We start from the raw sequence: 16,684 nt of genomic DNA on the forward strand, positions 1-16,684 counted from the left end.
GTCAAATCTGTTACATGGGGACGGAACAGCGGGAGGGGCGCCTCTGCCGGCAGGGGCGAATGAATTCGCTGCGACAACCACACGAAGGCCGCCTTCGCGGACTGGCGGCCGCGGGGGTGGAGGAAAGTGTCTGCCACGTGGCGGGTTGGGAAGCGGCCACGGACGTTAGCCTGCCGGAGCGGGATCGAATTCTCCCCTCTCCGTGAGGAACGAACGGGGAGGGGCCGGGGGAGGGGCACCCCGCGGGCGCAGTTCGAGGTTGTTCGAAGCACGATCGAATTCTCCCCTTTCTCCCGCGCAGCGGGAGGGAGGGGCCGGGGGAGAGGGGGCCCCGTCGGGCGCCAGTGGGATGTGGTTCGACGAACCTCCCCTCCAGGCCCCCACCAACCTCCCCCAGCAGTTTTGGGGGAGGTGGGCGAGTAATGCGAGCCCGGAGGGGGCGCCTCCGCCACAACACGCCCAAATCCGCCTTCCACACTCCGTTAGCCCGCGGTTAGGCGTCCCCGCCGTCGATTGACCCGGAAACCCCGCGCCCGTAGCTTTCCAGGCTATGCCACCTGCCGCCAAACGCCTCCTGTGGGTAGACGACGAGATCGACCTGCTGCGCCCGCACCTGCTGTTCATGCAGGGGCGGGGGTACCACGTCGATGCCGCCAGCAACGGTGACGACGCCATCGAGCTCGTGCGCCTGGCCGGGTACGACCTGATCCTGCTCGACGAGCAGATGCCGGGGCGCACCGGGATGGAGGTGTTCGACGAGATCCGCCGCATGGATCCCCGCGTGCCCGTGGTCATGGTGACCAAGAGCGAGGAAGACCGCACCATGACCGAAGCCATCGGCCGGCGGGTGGCGGACTACCTGGTCAAGCCCACGTCGCCGCGGCAGGTGCTCTCCGTGGTCACGCGGCTGCTGGAGGGCGGCGAGATCCAGCAGCAGGCCATGGCGCGCGACTTTACCGTGCGATTCCGCGAGATGAACGCGGACGTGGGGCGCGCGCGAGGCTGGCGGGAGTGGTGCGACACCTACTCCGAGCTGGTTGACTGGGAGCTGCGCCTGCGCGAAGCGGGTGAGACGGGCCTGCAGGCCTCGCTCGAGACGCTGCTGGACGACTACCGCCGCGAGTTCTGCCGCTGGGTGTGCGACGACTACGGCCACTGGACCTCGGGTGATCCCGAGCGTCCGCCGCTCTCCGTCGACATCGTGCCGCAGTACCTGGCGCCGCTGCTGGGCAAGGACCGGACGGTGCTGTTCATCATCATCGACTGCCTGCGGCTGGACCAGTGGCGCTCGCTGGTTCCGCTGCTGGAGCCGATCGCGCAGGTGGAAGAGGCGCTGTACTGCAGCATCCTTCCCACCGCCACGCCGTTTTCGCGCAACGCCATCTTCAGCGGCATGTACCCCGACGGGGTGGCGGAGCGCTTTCCCGGCTGGTGGCAGCGCGAGGGCGAGGGCTCGCTGAACGCCAACGAGGCCGAACTCTTTCGCGAGCACGTGGACCGCCTGGTGGGCCGCGACGTGCCGGTGCACTACGAAAAGGTGTTCGACGCGGCGGACGGCGAGCGCGTGCTGAAGCGCCTTCCCGGCTACCTCTCCCAGCCCGGGGTGACGGCGGCGGTGTTCAACTTCGTCGACATGCTGACCCACGGCCGGTCCGAGAGCGCCGTGCTGTGGGAGGTGGCGCGCGACAAGGAGGCGCTGCGGGCGCTCACCCGCCAGTGGTTCGAGCGCTCCGAGGCGCTGGCGCTCATCCGCGAGGCCATGCGGATGGGGGTGCCCGTGCTGGTCACGACGGACCACGGCTCCATCCACTGCCACCGGCCGGCCACGGTGTTCGCCAAGCGCGACACCACGAGCAACCTGCGCTACAAGTTCGGGGACGACCTGCGGGCGGAGGATCCGTCGCTGGCGTTCTCGACGAACCAGGAGCGCGTGCTGGGCTTTCCCGCCGGGCGGGCGGCGACCAACTACCTGATCGCGCTGGAAGACGTGTTCTTCGTCTATCCCACCAAGCTGCGCCAGTACCAGGCGCGCTACCGCGGCTCGTTCCTTCACGGGGGCATCAGCCCCGAGGAGATGATCCTGCCGGTGGCGCTGCTCACCCCGCGATGAACACGTACCTCCGCATCCTTCGCTACGTCGGTCCGCACAAGGGGCTCTTTGCGCTGGCCATCGGGATGATGGCGGTGTGGGCGGCGCTGGACGCGTTCAGCTACACGCTGCTCATCCCCTTTCTTCGCGTGCTCTTCAACCAGGGCGACGCGATGGGCGGGCTGGACACGTTCCTCAGCCCCACCGCCGGCCCCGTGGTGCAGTTCCTTCGCCAGGCGGTGGGATGGGCCATCACCGGGCGCGAGCCGATGTCGGCGCTGCGCAACGTGGTGCTGTTCCTGTTCGTGGTGTACGCGGTCAAGAACGTGGCCTACTACGTGTCGCAGGTCTCCGTCGCCGTCGTCGAGGGGCGGGTGACGCGCGACATGCGCAACGACATCTACGGCCACCTGCTGCGCCTGGGGTTTCCCTTCTTTCAGCGGACGCGCGCGGGGCAGATCATCAGCCGCGTCACCAACGACGTGGAGCAGATGCGCAGCCTGGCCACCAGCAACCTGGCCAAGCTGATGTGGGAGCTGATGCAGGCCATCTTTGCCCTGGTGGTGATGCTGGGGATCTCGTGGAAGCTCACCCTGGTGGCCGCCCTCTTCATGCCGCCCATGCTGGGGCTGTGGGCGCGGCTGCGAAAGCGGCTGCGGCGTGGCGTGCTGAAGGTGCTGGACGCGGTGGGCGAGACGGCGTCGCACATCCAGGAGACGGTGAGCGGCATTCGCCTGGTGAAGGCCTCCGGCGCCGAGGGGTGGGAGGAGGAGCGCTTCCGCAAGCTGACGCGCGGCCAGTACCGGGCGTGGGTCAAGAACGAGCGCTGGCGCCGCTTCTTTACCCCCGCGACGGAGATGATCACGGCCGTCAGCATCCTGGCCATGCTGTGGTACGGCAGCTACCTGGTGCTGTACGAAAAGTCGATGATCCCCGAGACGTTCATCGCCTTCCTCCTCTTCGCGGGAAAGCTGATGTCGCCGGTCAAGTTCCTGGCGCAGTTTCCCGCGACGGTGCAGCCCGGGCTGGCGGCGGCGGACCGCGCCTTCGAGCTGATCGACGCGCCGGTGGAGGTGTTCGACGCGGCGGACGCACTGCCGGTGGACGGCTTTCGGCAGGCGGTGCACTTCGAGGGGGTGGGATTCCACTACGCGGCCGACGCGCCGGTGCTGCACGACATCGACCTGACGATCCGTCCGGGCGAGGTCGTCGCGCTCGTCGGACCCAGCGGGGCGGGGAAGAGCACGCTGGCGGACCTGCTGCCCCGCTTCTACGACCCCACGAGCGGGCGCATTACCCTGGACGGGCGCGACGTGCGGACGCTGAAGCTGGCGGAGCTGCGCGGGCTGCTGGGGATCGTGACGCAGGAGACCATCCTGTTCCACGACACGGTGCGCTCCAACATCGCCTACGGGCGCACGGACGCGTCGCAGGCGGAGGTGGAGGCGGCGGCGCGCGCGGCCAACGCGCACGAGTTCATCGCCCACCTGCCGGAAGGGTACGACACCGTCCTGGGAGAGAAGGGGACGCGGCTCTCCGGCGGGCAGCGGCAGCGCATCGCCATCGCCCGCGCGCTGCTGCGCAATCCGCCCATCCTGATCCTGGACGAGGCCACCAGCGCGCTGGACACCGAGAGCGAGCGGCTGGTGCAGCAGGCCATCGAGCAGCTGATGGAGGAGCGCACCGTGCTGGTGATCGCGCACCGCCTGTCCACCGTGCGGCGCGCGGACCAGATCCTGGTGCTGGAGGCGGGGCGCATCGTGGAGCGCGGCACGCATGACGAGCTGGTGGCGCGCAACGGCCTGTACCGCCGGCTGTACGACATGCAGTTCGGGGCGGATGAGAGCATGAAGGCGCGGGAGTACGAGGGGACGGACGCGCTCCGGCCGGTGCCCTCCCCCGGCGGCGCTTGAGAGCGCGCGCACCGGGTCGCGGGGCGCTTCGGTGGATGCGGCGCGAGGGGCGGGCGCCCCCTCCGGGCTCGCATTACTCGCCCACCTCCCCCAAAACTGCTGGGGGAGGTTGGGGGTGGGGCTGGCTGTGGTGCGCGTCGGCTGGGTCGGGTGCGGGGTGGTGGGCGGCCCCCCTCTCCCGGCCTCTCCCCCGCAAACTGCGCGGGGGAGAGGTGACGCGCCCGACAGCGTCCGGAGCGCGATCGAATTCTCCCCTGTCCGTGAGGACCGAACGGGGAGGGGCCGGGGGAGGGGCACCCCCGGCGGACGCAGTTCGATGCTGTTCGCCGCACCCAATCCCCGCGGTACCCCAACCTCCCCCAGCAGTTTTGGGGGAGGTGCGAGCCTGAGCGAGCGGAGGGGGCGCCCGCGGACGCAGTGCGATATCGGCCACCGGCGCGTATTCCGTCGTACCGCGCGAAAAAAAGGTATCGCTCGGACGGGTGCGTGTTTAGGTTGGGGAAATCGCGGGGCGGCGGCATTCGCGCAGAGCCGCTCCGCACTCCCGCGCTTTCGCGCAGCCGATGTTCATCGTCGCACACAACGGGGCCCGCATCTGGGGCGGCGCGGAGCGCGCGCTGGCCCGGCTCCTCGCGGGACTGCAGCAGCGGGGACACCGCGTGCTGCTGCTCTGCAACGATCCCGTGGTCGCCGGGCCGGCGCGCGCGCTGGGCGTTCCCGCCGAGATCCTGCCGCTGGGCGGCGACGCGTCCGTGCACCACGCCCTGCGCCTGGCGCGCCGGCTGGCGGAGCTGCGGCCGGACGCGCTGCTGGTGGGGATGTTCAAGAAGGTGTGGCTGGCGGGGCTGGCCGGGCGGCTGGCCGGGGTGCCGCGCATCGTCGCGCGGGTGGGGATGGAGACGGACGTGCCCCGCAACCTCAAGTACCGCCTCGCCTTCCGCCGGCTGGTGGACCACGTGGTGGTGGTCGCGGAGCGGCTGCAGCCCGCGTACGCCGCGCTGCCGGGGTACGATGCCGGGCGCCTGTCCGTCATCCCCAACGCCGTGCATCCCCCCGCCCCGCGGCTGCCGCCCGGCGCCGTGCGCGCGTCGCTGGGCATCGGGCCCGATGCGCCCTGCGTGGGCGTGGTGGCGCGGCTGGTGACGCAGAAGCGGCTGGACCGGCTGCTCGACGCGGTGGCGCAGCTGGGTGAGGAGGTGCAGTGCATCATCGCCGGCGACGGTGCGCTGCGCGGCGCGCTCCAGGCGCAGGCGGCGACGCTGGGAATCGCGGCGCGCGTGCACTTCCTGGGCGAGCGGACGGACGTGGCGGACGTGCTGGGTGCGCTGGACGTGTTCGTGATGACGTCCGACCGCGAGGGGATGAGCAACGCCATGCTGGAGGCGCTGGCCGCGGAGGTGCCCGTGGTCTGCACGCCGGCGAGCGGCACGGACGAGGCGCTGCGGTGCGGGGACGACTGGATCGCGCCCGGCGTGGTGGTGGACTTCGGCGCCGCCGCCGTCGCCGAGGGGATTCGCGGCGTGCTGGAGGATGCGGGGCGGCGCCAGGCGATGGCCGCGGCCGCCGGGCGGCGCGCGCGAGAGCTGTTCTCCTTTCCGCGCATGCTGGACGCGTGGGAGCGGGTGCTGGCGGGTGGATCGGGCGACTTCGAGGCGGGGGAAGCGAGTGCGAGAGAGCTGGCCGGTGCGCAGGCGGAATGACGACGAGCGTGGGTGCGGGACGAGTCCACTCACGCACTCACGCACTCCCGCACTCACGCACTAGATGTTCGTCCTGGCCCACAACAGCTCCAACGTGTTCGGCGGGGGGGAGATCGGCACGGTGCTGCTGCTGGCCGGCCTGCAGCGCCGCGGCCACCGCGTACGGATGCTGTTTCGCGACGAGGAGAACGCGGCGCGCGCGGCGGCGTACGGCATCCCCACCAGCGTGCAGCGCATCGGCGGCGACGCCATGCTGCCGGACGCGGTGCGGATGGCGGCGCGGCTGCGGGCGGAGCGGCCCGACGCGGTGATCCTGACGACGTTCAAGAAAGTCTTTCTCTCGGGGCTCGGCGCGCGGTTGGCCGGGGCCCCGTTCGTCGTGCAGCGCATCGTGCTGCAGGGCGACACGCCGGCCCGCGGCGCGCGCTACCGGCTGGCGCTGCGCCGCTTCGTGGACGCCATCTCGCTGAACGCCGACGCCATGCGCCCGCCCTTCCTGGCCGGCGATCCCGGGCTGGATCCCGCGAAGGTGGTGACGATCCTGGACGGTGTCCGCGCGCCCGCACGCACCCGCGAGCCGGGCGCGGTGCGGCGCGAGCTGGGGATTCCGGCGGACGCGTTCGTCGTGGGCTCCGTCGCGCGGCTGGCGGGGCAGAAGCGCTTCGACCGGCTGCTGCGCGCGCTGGCGCTGCTGCCGGAGCCGGCCCACTGCCTCCTGGCGGGCGACGGGCCGGTGACGGAGCCGGTGCGCGCGCTGGCGGCGGAGCTGGGGATGACGGACCGCGTGCACCTGCCCGGCTTTCGCCGCGACGTGGGCGACGTGCTGGACGCGCTGGACCTGTTCGCCGTCTCGTCCGACCGAGAGGGGCTGGCGAACGCCATGCTGGAGGCGATGGCGTTCGGCCTTCCCGTCGTCAGCACGGACGTCAGCGGGGCGCGCGAGGCGCTGGACGCGGCGCCGGGAGAGCCGGCCGCGGGCATCGTCACCGGCTTCGGCGAGGCGGAGCTGGCGCAGGCGATCGGCGGTCTGCTGCGCGATGGGGACGGGCGGCGGCGGATGGGAGAGGCGGCGCGGGAGCGGGCGGAGCGGCGCTTTGGCGAAGAGCGCTTCCTGGACGAATGGGAGCGGCTGCTGGAGGATGGCGTTCGGCGCGCGCGGGGCGGCGGATGAAGGTCGCCATGCACGTGGACGGCGTGGAGTTTCGCGGCAGCGAAAAGCAGACGCTGCTGATCGCGACGGGGCTGCGCGACCGCGGGCACGCCGTCGTCGTCTCGCTGCGCGGCGGCGGCCCGGTGGAGGCGGCGTTCCGCGCCGAGGGCCTGGAGACGACCACCGTGCGCCCGCGCGGCGACGCGGACGTGCTGAGCGGGCTGGCCTTCGTGGCGTGGCTGCGCCGCGAGCGGCCGGACGCGGCGCTGCTTACGTCGTGGGTCCGCCTCTTCGGCGCGTCGCTGGCGGCGCGCGCGGCGGGGGTGCCGCGCATCGTGCAGCGCATCGGCGGGGTGCAGGACGTGCCGGCCGCCGGCGCGTCGGGGTGGAAGTACCGCCGCGGGCTGCTGAAGCAGATCGACCAGGTCATCGTCAACTCGCCCGGCCTGGCGGAGAGCTTCGGGGGGCAGGTGCCGGGGCTCGCGGGGCGCATCCACGTGGTCCCCAACGCCGTGACCGCCGTACCCGCCACGCCGGCGCCGGTGCGCGCGGAGATCGGCGCGGCGGCGGACGACGTGCTGCTGCTGGCGGCGGGTGGGCTGGAGCGGCGCAAGGGCTTCGACCTGCTGATCCGCGCCTTCGATCAGCAGGCGGACCGGCGCGTCCGGCTGCTGGTCGCGGGCTCCGGCCCCGCCGCGGACGCGCTGGCCATGCTGGCGCGGGAGCACGACGTGGCGGACCGCGTCCACTTTCTGGGCCAGCGCGGGGACCTTCCCGGGCTGCTGGCGGCGGCGGACGCGTTCGTCCTCAGCAGCCGCAGGGACAGCATGGCCAACGTGATGCTGGAGGCGATGGCCGCCGCCCTCCCCGTGCTGGCGACGGACGTGCCCGGCACCGCGCAGGCGCTCGCCCCCGGCGGGGGACGCCCGCCCGCCGGCTGGATCGTCGCGCGGGGGGATGCGGATACGCTGGCGGCGGGGCTGCGCGTGCTGCTGGCGGACCTGCGCGCGGGCGGCGGCGAGGCGCGCGCGCGGGCGGCGGAGGCGCGCTGGCGCATCGGCCACTGGTTCACGGCGGAGCGGATGGTGGATGGATACGAGGCGGTGCTCGCCGGAAAATCCGCGTGATACCAGATCCGGCAATAGAGTGCATGACTTCCTGAGGGAGGCGCCGCGCTGAACCTTGCCTTGACCGGGAATCCGGTGCGCCGACCAAAGGATCTCGCCAGCAGAACGAAGGGGCTGGTTCTGCGTCCTGATCTGGCCTCTGCGTAGCCGAGAGGAGGTCCTTCGGTCGCGCGCCGGAGTCCGTGCAGACGCCAGGACCTGCGCGTGCGCTCCCTCAGGAAGTCACATTTTTCCCGATTGGGTATGAGCGACTTCCTCTTGTCCACCCGCCGCCGCGCTCCCGGTGAGCTGCGCGATGCGCTGATGCGTTTCCTCTCACCCGTTGCCGCGTCGTGTGACGAGTGGCACGGGGAGTGGGGCTCGCTTGCGGTGCTGCGCGGCCCGCACGATCCGCCCAACGTGCGGGTGGAGGCGGACGGGCGCATCTCCGTCCTGGTCGGCGAGCCGCTGGCGTGGACCGTGACGGAGGCGCCGGGACCCACGATGGACACGGACCGACGCGCATCCATCCACCGGCTGCTGAAAAAGGCGGACGCGGTCGCGTGGGATGCTGTGCTCGACAACACCTTCGCCGCGCTCTCGATCGACACGGCGACGGGCGCGGGCGCGGTGGTGACGGACCTGTTCGCGTGGATCCCGGTCTACGCGGCGGAGGGCGCGGGCGAGCTGGTGCTGGGGACGCACGTGGATGCCGTCGCCTCCGCGGCCGGCGCCGCGGACCGCATCGACCCCGTCTCCGCCGCGGACCTGCTGGCGAACGAGACCATCACCTGGCCGCACACGCTGTACGAGGGCGTGCGGCAGGTGCCGCCGGCTTCCGTGCGCCGCTTCCACGCGGGCGGATGGGAGGGCGCGGCGCGCACCTGCTGGGCGCCGCGCGAGGAGACGGCGTTCGCGTCGCTGGAAGATGCAGCCGCGGCGCTGCGGGAGGCGCTGCTGGAGGATCTGCGGCTGGCGTGCGAGGGGTATCCGCTCGTGGGGCTGCTGCTGAGCGGGGGCGAGGATTCGCGCGCGGTGCTGGGCGCATTGCCGGACGGGGTGCGCGTGCGCGGCTTTACCTTCGCGGAGTCGGAGAACCGCGAGGTGCGCACGGCGCGGCGCGTGGCGCGCGCGTACGGCGTGGAGATGGTCTTTCGCCCGCGCGATGTCGAGCACTACCTGCAATGGATGCCGCCGCTCGCGGGGATGGCGGGGACGCAGAACCGGTACATCGACGCGCACGCGTACGGGTTCCACGAGTGGCTGGGCATCCGCGAGCTGCCGCTGGTGCTGGGCGGCCTGTCGTCCGACGCGCTGCTGAAGGCGGACAACGTGGCCCTGTGGGCACGCCGCAAGCTGGACGCCGGCGCGGCCCCGGGAACGCGCCCCGCGCGCGTGCCGCCGCGGGCGGGCATTCGCGCGGAGCTGCTTCGGGCGGTGGCGGAGCGGCGCGACGCGTTCACCGCCTGGCTGGCGGAGCTGCGGCCGGAATCCGCGGACGAGTGGTCGCGCATCTACCCGTTCACCATGCGCCGCTACGCCGCCAACGTGCACGGCAACCGCAGGCTGATGCGTATCCACGAGCCGTTCCAGTCCAACGCCGTCGTCCGCATCGCCGCGGGTGTGCCGCAGCGGTGGAAGCTCGATCGAAAGCTCTTTCACGCGGCGGTGCGGCCGTTCCTGCGCCGCTCGTGGTGGGTGCCGCACACGCGCAACCGCATGCCGTACCTTCCGCGGGCCGTGGAGCCGGTGGTGCGCCCCGCGCTGGGCCTGCTGCGTAACGCGCGCGCGCTGGCGACGGGGGCGTGGGGCGTGGAGCAGGAGTCGTGGCCGGTGTGGGAGCGGCTGGCGGCGCGCGGCGCCATCGCGCGGGAGCTGGACCGCTTCCCGGTCTCCGCATCCCCCGTGGCGGCGGTGTTCCAGCGGGCGGACGCGGCGGATGCGGCCGTGCGCGAATGGCCGGCGGTGCACCAGGTCGCCGCGCTGCAGCTGGCGTATCTGACGCGGAGGGGCGGATGAAGCCGGGGACGTGGATGGAGCGGGAGCGCGGCAAGGGCCGGCGCGTGTGCATCGTGCTGCTGACCGGGCTGGGCGACGTGGTGAACGGGCTGCCGCTGGTCAACGCGCTCAAGGATTACGATCCCACGCTGCACATCACCTGGGTGGTGGAGCCGATGGCGTCGGTGATGCTGCGCCCGCATCCCTCCGTGGACGACGTCGTCATCTACCGCCGACGGCAGGGCGCGCGGGGCGTGCGCGAGCTGGCGGGTGAGATGTGGCGACGGCCCCGCTTTGACCTGACGCTGAACCTGAACGTCTACGGCAAGTCCGTCTGGCCCACGGTCTTCTCCCGCGCGCCCCACCGGCTGGGGTTCGACCGCGGGCGCTCGTTCGACTACGTGTGGCTGGCGGCGAACGACTACATCCCGCCGCGTCCGCGCGCCCACACGGTGGACATGTTCCTGGAGTTCGCCACGCACCTGGGCGTGCCCGCGGGCGCGCCGGAGTGGCGCATCACCTTTACGGACGAGGAGATGCGCGAGCGGCGCGCGTTCTTCGCGGGCGTCGACCGGCCGCTGGTGGGCATCATCCCCGCGACCGCCATCCACCGCAAGGACTGGATGCCGGACCGCTGGGCCCAGGTGGTGGACGCGCTGGAGCACGACTTCGGCTATCGCACGGTGCTGATGGGCGGGATGGGCGAGCGCGAGGTGCGGATGGCGCGCGAGATCAGCGACGGCGCGTCCGCCACGCCGCTCTGGGCCATGGGCGACCCCATCCGCCGGATGTCGTGGATGATCGGCGGATGCGCGCTGGTGATTGCGCCCGACACGGGGCCGCTGCACATCGCCCGTGCCTTGGACGTGCCGGTGATCGGACTCTACGGACACACCAGCCCGTGGCGCGCGGGGCCGTATCGCAAGTACCAGGACCTGTTCGTGGACCGCTACACCGATCCCGGCGACCCCCCCGATCCCAGCGCGTTCGCGCCCAAGCAGGGGCGGATGGAGCAGATTACCGTGCACGACGTGCTGGAGCGCGTGCAGCGCGCGGCGCCGTACGTCGCGGGCGGGCTGGGCGGATGAGCGACTTCCTCTTTTCCACCGCGCGGAGGCCGGACGGCGAGCTTCGGCGCGCGCTGGAGCGGTACGTGGCCCGCGTGTCGGCGGTGGATGAACGGCACGGGCCGTGGGGCTCGCTGGCCGTCGCGCGCGGCCCGCACGATCCGCCGGAGGTGGTGGTGGAGGACGGCGGATGGCTCTCCGTGCTGATCGGCGATCCGGTGGTGCGCATGGCGCCGGAGCCGGCGGGGATCTCGCGGCTGGGCGGCCGCCGCCGCGCCGTCCACGCGCTGCTGCGCGGCGGTGCGGATGCGGCCTGGTTCGACTGCATCGACTCCGGCTTTGCCGCGCTGGCCATCGACACCGCGCGCGGCGGCGGGATGATCGTCACCGACGTCGGCTCCTTCGTCCCCGTCTTCGCGTCGCGGGGGAACGATGGGGGTGGATGGATCGCGGGCACCCACGTGGACGCCGTGGCGCGCGCGGCGGGGCGGAATGTGGACATCGATCCCGTCTCCGCCGCGGACCTGCTCGTCAACCTGACCTGCACCTATCCGCACACGCTCTACACCGGTGTGCGGCAGCTTCCGCCCGCCACCGCGCTCCCGTTCGCCGCGGACGGCGCCGCGGCTGACGAGCCTCCCGCGTACTGGCGGCCGGCGGAGGCGAATCCGTACGCCTCCGTAGCGGACGCCGCGGCGGCGCTGCGCGAAGCGCTGGTGCAGCAGGTGGAGGCGATCTGCGCGGGCGTTCCGGAGGTCGCGCTGCTGCTGAGCGGCGGGGAGGATGCGCGCGCGGTGCTCGGCGCCGTGCCGCCGGGGGTGCGGGTGCGCTCGTTCGTCTACGCGGACTGGGAGAACCGCGAAGTACGCGTGGCGCGGGCCGTGGCGCGGGCGTACGGGGCCACGCTCACGTTCGGCCAGCGGACGCCGGACCACTACGTGGACGGGATGGAAGCCGTCGCGTCCATGATCGGCTCGCACAACCTGTTCATGGACGTGCACGGCTGGGGCTTCCATGAGCGCCTGGGGCTGCGCGACTTCCCGGTGGTGCTCGGCGGCCTGTCGTCCGACTCGTTCCTCAAGGCCGAGCACGCGCCGGATGACGCCGGGGACGGCGGATTCGCGCTGCCGCCCGCCTCCATCGTCCGCCGCGAGCTGCTGGACGAAGTCGTCACGCGGCGGCTGGCGTTTCGCGCGTGGCTGGCGGAGTGGCGGCCTGCGACGGCGGCGGAGTGGGAGAAGCTGTGGCCGTTCACGCAGCGCAAGCACAGCGCGAACCTGCACGGCAACCGGCGGATGTTCGCCAGCCAGGAGCCGTACCACGCCAACGCCGTCGTCGCCCTCGCCGCCGCCGTCCCGACCGAGTGGAAGCGCCACCGCCGCCTTTTTCACGCCGCGATGAAACCGCTGTTCCGCCGCTCGTGGGCCGTACCGCACTCCCGCTGGCGCTTCCCGTACTTCGGCGCGGCGGCCAACCTGCCGCTGACTGCCGGCCTGCGCGTTACGCGCGGCGTCCGCGCGCTGGTGACCGGCCAGGTGCGCGCCCGCCAGCAGCCCTGGCCCAAGTGGCGCGTCGTCGCCCGCTCGGAGGCCGCGGTCGCCAAACAGCAGCAGTACCTGGATTCCCCCCTCCACACTGTCTTCACCGACGCATCGCCCGACGCGCTGCTCGCCTCCGCCCGCGGCGAGTGGCATCCGCTGCGTCAGATGATCCTGCTGCAGCTGTCCTATCTCACCCGAAGAGCCGCGGACGAGTAGCTGGCCAATCGCTGTCATTCTGAGGAAGGCGCCGCCCCGAACCATCCGGGACGCGCAGCAGCCCTGTGCGCCGACCGAAGAATCTCCATCGGAAACGGGGGCCCCTCGCGCCGAACCCAGGCCGTAGCCGACGAAATCATGCGGGCGCACAGGCGGCGGTGAGATTGGAAGGACTGGACGCGTGCTCGCGGACACCGATTCGAAGAGACTCGGAACTCCGCAAAATCGCCGGGAGTAGCAGACGCCGAAGGCTGTCACGATCCCTCCGCCGGACAAGTCCCATGCGCCACCGCCTGCTCGCCGCCGTCACCGCCCTGCTGCTGAGCGCGCCGCTTGCCGCGCAGACACCCGCCGCGGATTCCGCGGGGATCGATGCCCTGCGGCGCGAGCTGCTGCAGATGGGGCGTCTGGACCAGGAGGTGCGCGAAGGATTCTCGGCGGAGCGGGTGCAGGATACCGCGTACGTCGGCCGGATGATGCGCGTGGACAGCGCCCATACCACGCGGATGCGCGAGATCCTGCGGACGCACGGGTGGCCGGGGATCAGTCTGGTGGGCGAGGACGCCGCGGCAGCCGCCTTTCTGCTGGTGCAGCACACCGCCGACAACGACCTGCAGCGCACCGCGCTTTCCTTGATGGAGGCCGCTCCGCGCGGCGAGGTTTCGCTCCCGGACCTGGCGATGCTCTCGGACCGGGTGCGCGTGCGGCAGGGGCTGCCGCAGCGGTACGGCTCGCAGTTCAGCCTGGTGGACGGCCGCTGGATCGCCGATCCCATTGACGACCTCGCGCGGCTGGACGAGCGCCGCGCCTCCATGGGCCTCCCTCCCATGGCCGACTACGTCCGCATGATGCAGGAAGCCTACGGCGCCCCCGTCGAGGTCCCCGGCTGGACCCCGCCGCAACCGTAGCGGCATCGTGCGTATCCATCCCACAAAGCGAAGCGCCCCGGTGTGTGCCCGGGGCGCTTTGCCGTGCAACTGATTGACTTCCTGAGGGAGCGCCGCACCGCCTTCTCCCGTACCGAGAACCCGGCGCGCGACCGAAGGACCTCGCCTGCGTTGCGCCCGGCGCGGCGACGGAGTGCGGGCGTGGCCTACGCGAGCGGGTGAAGCCCCGTCTGGCGACGCGTCAGCGGCGTCAGACGGGGCTTGTCGCGGTCCCAGCGGCGGGTTTACCCGCTCACGCGAGGGCGGGTCTCACCGTGGCTGACGACCGACTCCGAGCCGGCCGAGACGAGGTCCTTCGGTCGCGCGCAGGTGCTTGTGTGGCTTCTGGGTACCCGTGGTGCGCTCCCTCAGGAAGTCAACGCCGCGGTTACGGATCACCGATTTCCCCCGTTGCGGACGCGCAGGTGTGTGGGACGCCGCACGCGCCCGTGCCGCCGAGTCCGCGCAGGCGGACTTTGCGACTTTCCCGCGGCGAATTCATTCGCTCCCGCTGGTGATGGGCACCCGCCCGCCATCCACCTTACCCGTTGGCCAGCTTGGCCTTCATCTGGGCAAAGAAGTTGGTCCGCAGCTCCTTGCTCTCCTCGGGTGTCAGCGAGGTGACAACGCCCTTGCCGGCATTGCGGTGCTCCACCAGCTCGGGCGGAATCTCCTTGAGAAACCGCGACGGCTGGCGGATGACCAGGCTGTCGCGCTGGCGCCGCGTGGCGCAGCCGCTGAGCGTAAGCCGGTGCCGCGCCCGCGTGATCCCCACGTAGAACAGCCGCCGTTCCTCCGCGATCGGGTCGCCGGAGCCGTTGCTCTCGAACTGCTCCCACGCCTCTTCCGCGTCCGCCTGCGCCGCGTCCGCCGCCTTCATGCTGCGCGAGTGGGGAAGGATCTCCTCCTCGAGCCCCACGATGAAGACGTGCGAGAACTCCAGCCCCTTTGCGCTGTGCATGGTCATCAGCGTCACCAGCTCGGGGTTCTCGTCGTCCTTGTCCTTGCGGTCGTCGTCCTCCGTCAGCGACACGCGCTCGATGAAGGCCCGCAGCGACGGCGGATCCCACGCGTCCTCCTCGTCCGGCGGCGGACGGTCGGCCCAGGTGCGCTGCTCGTACCGCTCCAGCGATCCCACGAACTCGCGCAGGATCTCCACCCGCACCTCGGCCGCGCGCTCGCTCTTGGCGTTGTCGGCCCGCACCGCCTCTTCCAGCCGCAGCCGCTTCACCAGGTCGCGCGCAAAGCCCACCAGCGTGCGCTCGGTGGTGATGCCGTGGTCGATGGCGGCCTGCGTGGAGTGGAACTCCATCCGCTCCTCCTCCATCATCTCCACGAACGCCCGCACCGCCTCGGCTTGCGCGCGGTTGATCCCCTCCACCTTCTCCACCCGCTTCAGCGTCTCGTACAGCGGCTGCGGAACGGCGCGCGCGGCATCCACCAGCTTCAGCAGCGTCGTCCGCCCGATCCCCCGCACCGGGTAGTTGATGATCCGCCGCAGCGCCACCTCGTCCTTGGGGTTCAGGATCACCCGCAGGTACGCCACCAGGTCCGCCACCTCCTTGCGGTCGAAGAACGACTGACCGCCCACCACGCGGTAGGGAATGTTGGCCTCCCGCAGCGCTTCTTCGATGGGCTTGGACTGCAGGTTGGTGCGGTACAGCACCGCGAAGTCGCCCCATCCCAGCGTCTCGCGGTAGCGGCGCACGCCGATCTCGCTGGCGATCATCTCCGCCTCCACCTCGTCCGGCCCCTTGCTTCCCTCCTCGCCAAAGGTCCACAGGTCGATCTTGGGGCCCGGTCCGTTGGCGGTGCGCAGGCGCTTGGCCCGGCGCGCCGTGTTGTTGGAGATCACCCCGTTGGCCGCGTCCAGGATGCGCTGCGTGGAGCGGTAGTTCTCCTCCATCACGATGATGCGGGCGCCCGGATAGTGGCGCTCGAAGTCCAGGATGTTGGTGGCGTCGGCGCCGCGCCATCCGTAGATGGACTGGTCGTCGTCGCCCACCACGCAGAGGTTCTTGTAGGGGCCGGCCAGCAGGCGCGCCATCTCCAGCTGCGCGCCGTTGGTGTCCTGGTACTCGTCAATCATGATGTAGCGCCACTTGTTCCAGTACTTCTCGCGCGGCACGGCATGCTCGCGCAGGATCTGAACAGGAACCAGCAGCAGATCGTCGAAGTCACAGGCTCCGGAGGCGCGCAGTTGCTCCTGGTAGCGGGGATAAACGTCCGCAGCCAGCACTGCGTAATCGTCCGAGCGGTTGCCCTTGATAGTGCCCTCGGCCACCTGCCGCCGCGCCTCGTCGGGCATGATTAGTCGGTTCTTCCAGTCGCTGATCTGAAAGAGAACGCGCTTTACGTCGAAGGCATCGTCGCCCTTGGTGGCGGTGACGTGCACCTCCTCCGTCATGATCTTCTTAATGGCGGCTAGTTGATCACCCGTGGGATAGATGGAGAAATTCTTGGGCAGGCCTCCCAATTCATAATGATCGCGCAGGATTCTCGCGCCCAAGGAGTGGAACGTGCTGAGCAGAACGCCCTTTGCCGCTTTGCCCACAATCCGTGCGACGCGCTCCTGCATCTCCTTCGCCGCCTTGTTCGTGAAGGTGACGGCCAAGATGTTCCGCGGATCAACAGGATACGGCTTCCGGTGGATCAGGTGAGCGATGCGGTGGATGAGCATGCGCGTCTTGCCCGAGCCCGCGCCGGCCAGCACCAGGACGGGGCCCTCGGTGGCCAGCGCGGCCTCGCGCTGCTCGGGATTCAGGTCGAACAGGTACTGCGGGACGTGCGACAACGGAGTGCGAAAGTGCGGGAGTGCGACGGTGCGAAAGCGGAGGGGAAGATAGCGCGGCGGCGGGGGGGCGGGGAGGGGTTGACGGCGGGCCGGGGGCGCCTTTGCTGGATCAGGCGCGGCGGGCCGCGCTTCCCCCTCGTCGCCTCCGCGGCCTCCCCGATCCCGGGAGGGCCGAGGCGGCGCT

10 protein-coding genes are annotated in these 16,684 nt (G+C 71.4%); 9 read left to right on the forward strand and 1 reads right to left on the reverse strand.

Annotated features, from left to right (window positions below; genetic code table 11):
• The first annotated feature begins 550 nt into the window (after positions 1–550).
• The 9 genes from VGC13_RS32920 to VGC13_RS32960 all read left to right on the forward strand — a co-directional run bounded on the left by VGC13_RS32920 (position 551) and on the right by VGC13_RS32960 (position 13,688).
• Positions 551–2,110: a bifunctional response regulator/alkaline phosphatase family protein gene (locus VGC13_RS32920; protein ID WP_331129607.1), complete on the forward strand. Its 1,560-nt coding sequence runs from the start codon at positions 551–553 to the stop codon at positions 2,108–2,110.
• Positions 2,107–4,002: an ABC transporter ATP-binding protein gene (locus tag VGC13_RS32925; RefSeq protein ID WP_331129608.1), complete on the forward strand. Its 1,896-nt coding sequence runs from the start codon at positions 2,107–2,109 to the stop codon at positions 4,000–4,002. The genes VGC13_RS32920 and VGC13_RS32925 overlap by 4 nt, the downstream gene beginning before the upstream one ends.
• A 563-nt stretch (positions 4,003–4,565) precedes the next feature.
• Entirely contained in the window at positions 4,566–5,702 is a 1,137-nt protein-coding gene (locus tag VGC13_RS32930; RefSeq protein WP_331129609.1) for a glycosyltransferase, read from the forward strand.
• A gap of 64 nt (positions 5,703–5,766) precedes the next feature.
• Positions 5,767–6,873, forward strand: a complete 1,107-nt coding sequence (locus VGC13_RS32935; RefSeq protein WP_331129610.1) for a glycosyltransferase — start codon at positions 5,767–5,769, stop codon at positions 6,871–6,873.
• On the forward strand, positions 6,870–7,979 hold the full coding sequence (locus tag VGC13_RS32940; RefSeq protein WP_331129611.1) for a glycosyltransferase: 1,110 nt from the start codon (positions 6,870–6,872) through the stop codon (positions 7,977–7,979). The genes VGC13_RS32935 and VGC13_RS32940 overlap by 4 nt, the downstream gene beginning before the upstream one ends.
• 243 nt (positions 7,980–8,222) lie before the next feature.
• Entirely contained in the window at positions 8,223–9,977 is a 1,755-nt protein-coding gene (locus VGC13_RS32945) for an asparagine synthase-related protein (RefSeq protein ID WP_331129612.1), read from the forward strand.
• Positions 9,974–11,044 carry a glycosyltransferase family 9 protein gene (locus VGC13_RS32950; RefSeq protein ID WP_331129613.1) on the forward strand — a complete coding sequence of 357 codons (1,071 nt, stop codon included), beginning with the start codon at positions 9,974–9,976 and terminating at the stop codon, positions 11,042–11,044. Before VGC13_RS32945 ends, VGC13_RS32950 begins: the two co-directional genes overlap by 4 nt.
• Positions 11,041–12,780 carry an asparagine synthase-related protein gene (locus VGC13_RS32955; protein WP_331129614.1) on the forward strand — a complete coding sequence of 580 codons (1,740 nt, stop codon included), beginning with the start codon at positions 11,041–11,043 and terminating at the stop codon, positions 12,778–12,780. The genes VGC13_RS32950 and VGC13_RS32955 overlap by 4 nt, the downstream gene beginning before the upstream one ends.
• Positions 12,781–13,061: 281 nt before the next feature.
• On the forward strand, positions 13,062–13,688 hold the full coding sequence (locus VGC13_RS32960) for a DUF6624 domain-containing protein (RefSeq protein ID WP_331129615.1): 627 nt from the start codon (positions 13,062–13,064) through the stop codon (positions 13,686–13,688).
• Between the two features lie 559 nt (positions 13,689–14,247).
• Here the strand turns inward: VGC13_RS32960 and VGC13_RS32965 are convergent.
• Complete coding sequence (locus VGC13_RS32965; RefSeq protein WP_331129616.1) at positions 14,248–16,500, reverse strand: ATP-dependent helicase; 2,253 nt, start codon at positions 16,498–16,500, stop codon at positions 14,248–14,250.
• Positions 16,501–16,684: the final 184 nt, after the last annotated feature.

The sequence above is a fragment of the Longimicrobium sp. genome (assembly GCF_036399255.1).
GTDB lineage: Bacteria > Gemmatimonadota > Gemmatimonadetes > Longimicrobiales > Longimicrobiaceae > Longimicrobium.

Coding starts and splice junctions, on each gene's coding strand:
- VGC13_RS32950 (WP_331129613.1), top strand. CDS start 9,974: ATGAAGCCGGGGACGTGGATGGAGCGGGAGCGCGGCAAGGGCCGGCGC.
- VGC13_RS32955 (WP_331129614.1), top strand. CDS start 11,041: ATGAGCGACTTCCTCTTTTCCACCGCGCGGAGGCCGGACGGCGAGCTT.
- VGC13_RS32945 (WP_331129612.1), top strand. CDS start 8,223: ATGAGCGACTTCCTCTTGTCCACCCGCCGCCGCGCTCCCGGTGAGCTG.
- VGC13_RS32930 (WP_331129609.1), top strand. CDS start 4,566: ATGTTCATCGTCGCACACAACGGGGCCCGCATCTGGGGCGGCGCGGAG.
- VGC13_RS32925 (WP_331129608.1), top strand. CDS start 2,107: ATGAACACGTACCTCCGCATCCTTCGCTACGTCGGTCCGCACAAGGGG.
- VGC13_RS32960 (WP_331129615.1), top strand. CDS start 13,062: ATGCGCCACCGCCTGCTCGCCGCCGTCACCGCCCTGCTGCTGAGCGCG.
- VGC13_RS32940 (WP_331129611.1), top strand. CDS start 6,870: ATGAAGGTCGCCATGCACGTGGACGGCGTGGAGTTTCGCGGCAGCGAA.
- VGC13_RS32935 (WP_331129610.1), top strand. CDS start 5,767: ATGTTCGTCCTGGCCCACAACAGCTCCAACGTGTTCGGCGGGGGGGAG.
- VGC13_RS32920 (WP_331129607.1), top strand. CDS start 551: ATGCCACCTGCCGCCAAACGCCTCCTGTGGGTAGACGACGAGATCGAC.